Annotated in this window: 1 protein-coding gene; it reads left to right on the top strand. The window is 73.4% G+C overall.

Features of this window, described 5'->3' with window-relative positions:
* Window positions 1-36 precede the first annotated feature (36 nt).
* Window positions 37-4,391, top strand: a 4,355-nt coding sequence (locus tag AB0H32_RS47035; protein ID WP_361135489.1) for an SDR family NAD(P)-dependent oxidoreductase, incomplete at its 3' end; no start/stop codon positions are given.

The raw sequence follows: 4,391 nt of genomic DNA, 5'->3' as shown, positions 1-4,391 counted from the left end.
ATTCCGGAGACGGACTTCGTTGCGCATTCTCCGGCGGTGGAGTCGTTGGCGGCGGTGCTGGAGGAGGAGCTTGCGGGGATCGTTCCGCGGGCGGGCCGGGTGCCGATGGCCTCCACGGTCACGGGTGAGTGGGTGTCGGGCACTGAGGTCGATGCGGGTTACTGGTTCGCGAATCTGCGGCGGATGGTGCGTTTCGAAGAGGCAGTTCGTGTGCTGCTCGGTGAGGGCTTCGGGGCGTTCGTGGAGGTGTCGCCGCATCCGGTGCTGACGGCTGCGGTGATGGAGACGGCCGAGGATGCGGGGATCACGGGTGTTCTGACGGTGGGCACGCTGGAGCGGGACAACGGCGGTGCCTCGCGGCTGATCACCTCGCTCGCGCAGGCGTACGTCGCCGGGCTGAGCGTGGACTGGAAGACGGTCCTGCCCGCCGCGGACTGGGTCGACCTGCCCACCTACGCCTTCCAGCACCAGCGGTACTGGATGGAGACAGCGACCGAACCTGCGGTCCCGGTCGGCGGCGACGGTGCAGGCACGGCGGCGGAGGCGCGGTTCTGGGCGGCCGTCGAGGGCGGCGACCTGGCCCACATCGCCGAGGTCCTGGAAGTAGAGGACCAGCAGCATGTGGCTGAGGTCCTGGAGGCGTTGACGTCGTGGCGGCGCCGGGAGCGGGACCTGTCGGCGACGGCGAATTGGCGCTACCGGGTGACGTGGGCGCCGGTCACGGAGCCCGAGGCGGGTGTGCTGTCGGGGACTTGGTTGGTGGTGGTTCCTTCGGGTGGGGCTGCGGGGGATCGGGCGCAGGGGTGTGTGGCGGCGTTGGCTGCCCGTGGGGCCGAGGTGGTGCTTCTGGAGGCCGCGGCGGCGGACGAGCGGTCGAAGCTGGTCGAGCGGATTCTCGCGGTGGTGTCGGAGGACGGGGTTTCCGGTGTCGTGTCGCTGCTGGCGCTGGACGAGACGCCTGTGCCGGCGTATCCGGTGGTGCCGGGCGGGCTGGCGGGGACGCTGGCCCTGGTGCAGGCGCTGGGCGACGCGGAGGTGGGTGCGCCGCTGTGGGTGGCCACCTCCGGCGCCGTGACCGTGGGACCCAGCGAGACGCTGACCAACCCTGTACAGACGCTGGCGTGGGGCTTCGGCCGGGTGGTGGGCCTGGAACACCCCGACCGGTGGGGCGGGTTGGTCGACCTGCCCGCCGTCCTCGACGAGCGGGCCGGTGCCCGGCTGGCGGCGGTGCTGGCCGGATGCGGTGAGGACCAGGTCGCGATCCGTCCGGTCGGGATCCTCGGCCGCAGGCTGACCCGCGCCGCGCAGCCGACCGGTTCCGCCGAGGTGTGGGCGCCGCGCGGAAGTGTGCTGATCACCGGTGGAACCGGTGCCATCGGCGGGCACGTGGCGCGCTGGCTGCCCGGGCGCGGTGCGGCGCGCCTGGTGCTGACCAGCCGCTCCGGGCCCGGTGGCGCGGGTGTGGCGACGCTGGCGGCCGAGCTGGCGACGGCCGGGGCACGGGTCGACGTCGTGGCCTGCGATGCGAGCGACCGGGCGGACCTGGCCGGAGTACTGGCCTGGACCGCGGCGGACGGGCCTGCGCTGTCCACGGTGATGCACACCGCCGGCGTCCCCCAGGAGACCGCCGTGCAGGACACGGACGTGGCCGAAACGGCCGCGGTGCTGGCGGCCAAGACCGCGGGCGCGGCCCTGCTGGACGAGCTGACCAGGGATCTGGACCTGGACGCGTTCGTGCTGTTCTCCTCGATCTCGGCGACCTGGGGCAGCGGCCTGCAGCCCGCCTACGCGGCCGCCAACACCTTCCTGGACGGGCTCGCCGAGCACCGCCGGGCGCAGGGGCTGCCCGCGACCTCGGTGGCCTGGGGCCCCTGGGGCGGCGGCGGCATGACCGACGAAGAAGGCGCCGCGCAGGGCGTGCGGCGCGGACTGATGGTCATGGAAGCCGACCAGGCCGTGCAGGCGCTGGCCCAGATCCTGGACCGCGGCGAAGGCCTGATGACGATCGCGGACGTGGACTGGGCGCGGTTCGCACCGCCGTTCACGCTGCGCCGGCCCAGCCCGCTCATCGAGAGCCTGCCCGACGTTGAACAGGCTCTGACCGGCTCCGACGCGGCCGCGGCCGGGAGCGACGCGGTCGTCGGCTCGGACGCGGGCACGGCCCTCGAGCAGCGGCTGGCGGGCCTGTCGCGGGCCGAGCAGAACCGGACGCTGGTCGGCCTGGTCCAGACACAGGCGGCCGCGGTGCTGGACTACCCGTCGCCCGATGCCGTGGAGGCCAACCGTGCCTTCAGCGACCTGGGCTTCGACTCGCTGACTGCGGTGGAACTGCGCAACCGGCTGAGCACCGCAACGGGCCTGCAGCTGCCCGCCACCCTGCTGTTCGACGCCCCTACGCCCACGGCCGCCGCCGAGTTCCTGCTGTCGCAGCTGGTGGGCACCCTCGGCAGCGCTCAGGCCGCCCCGGTCGCGGCGGCGGCAACCGACGAGCCACTGGCGATCGTCGGCATGAGCTGCCGGTACCCGGGCGGCGTGAGCAGCCCGGAAGAACTGTGGAACCTGGTGGCCGCCGGAACCGACGCCATCTCCGTCCTGCCGGAGGACCGCGGCTGGATCATCGAGGACACGGTCGGCACCGAGGACGAGTACTCCGGAAAGCCCGTCCGGGCGGGTGGGTTCGTCTACGACGCGACCGGGTTCGACGCGGGATTCTTCGGGATCAGCCCGCGCGAGGCCACGTCGATGGACCCGCAGCAGCGGCTCCTGCTGGAGGTGGCCTGGGAGGCGCTGGAGCGGGCGGGCCTGGACCCCGCGTCGCTGCGCGGCTCCGCGACGGGCGTGTTCGCAGGGGCGGCCGCGTCGGGGTACGGCTGGAGCAACGGCCTGCAGAGCGGCGGACTGGACGGGCACCTCGTCACCGGCGTCTCGACCAGCGTGGTGTCCGGCCGTGTGGCCTACGTCCTGGGCCTCGAGGGCCCGGCGGTCACCGTGGACACGGCGTGCTCGTCGTCGCTGGTGGCCCTGCACCTGGCCTGCCAGGCCGTGCGGTCGGGCGAGTGCACGCTGGCGCTGGCCGGCGGCGTGATGGTGGCGGCCAACCCGCTCCTGTTCAACCAGTTCAGCCGGCAGATGGGGCTGGCGCCGGACGGACGGTGCAAGCCGTTCTCGGCGGCGGCCGACGGCATGGGCCTGGGCGAGGGCGCGGGCATGCTGGTCGTGGAGCGGTTGTCGGACGCCCGGCGTAACGGACACAAGGTCCTCGCGGTGGTGCGCGGCAGCGCCACCAACCAGGACGGCGCCTCCAACGGCCTGACCGCGCCGAACGGCCCCTCGCAGCAGCGGGTGATCCGGGCCGCGCTGGCGAACGCCGGCCTTCGCGCCGACGACGTCGACGTGGTCGAGGCACACGGAACCGGGACCCCGCTCGGAGACCCGATCGAGGCCCAGGCGCTGCTCGCCACCTACGGCCAGGAGCGGCCGGAGGGACGGCCGTTGTGGCTGGGCTCGGTGAAGTCGAACATCGGGCACGCCCAGGCGGCGGCCGGCGTGGCCGGCGTGATCAAGATGGTGCTGGCACTGCAGCACCAGCAGCTGCCGCGGACGCTGCACTCGGAAGAGCGCTCGCCGCACATCGACTGGTCCGCCGGTGAGGTACAGCTGCTGACCGAGACGGTGCCGTGGTCGGCCGAGGACCGGGTGCGCCGTGCCGGTGTCTCCTCCTTCGGCATGAGCGGCACCAACGCACACATCATCATCGAAGAAGCTCCGGCTGCCGGGATCGGCGAGCCCGAGGACGACGGTGCGGCAGACGCCACCGCCGAGGTCGAGCCGGTGGTCGTGCCCGCGGTGGTGGAGGCCGGTGGGTGTGCTGCGTGGGTGGTGTCGGGCCGTTCGGCGAAGGGTCTGGCGGCGCAGGCGGGTCGGTTGCGGGAGTGGGTTGTGGCGCGCCCGGGACTCGAACCGGCCGACGTGGCGTGGTCGTTGGCGGCGACGCGGTCGGTGTTCGAGCACCGGGCGGTTGTCGTGGGTGGTGAGCGTGGGGAGCTGGTGTCCGGTCTGGAGAGCCTGGCCGACGGGTCGCCCGGGGGGTCGGTGGTCTCCGGCGTGAGCCGGTCGGGCGGCCGCACGGTGTTCGTGTTCGCCGGTCAGGGCACGCAGTGGGTGGGCATGGGCCGGGAGTTGGTGCGGTCGAGTCCGGTGTTCGCGGCGCGGTTGGCGGAGTGTGAGGCGGCGCTGGCGCCGCATGTGCCGTGGTCGCTGAGTGATGTTCTGGCGGGTGCGGAGGGCGCTCCGGGACTGGATCGTGCGGATGTGGTGCAGCCGGTGTTGTGGGCGGTGATGGTGTCGCTGGCTGCGGTGTGGGAGGCGGCGGGTGTGGGTCCGGATGCGGT

Origin of the sequence: Streptomyces sp. NPDC020362 (genome assembly GCF_040642095.1) — a bacterium.
Taxonomy (GTDB): domain Bacteria; phylum Actinomycetota; class Actinomycetes; order Streptomycetales; family Streptomycetaceae; genus Streptomyces.
This window is presented reverse-complemented; position numbering and strand designations above follow the sequence as displayed.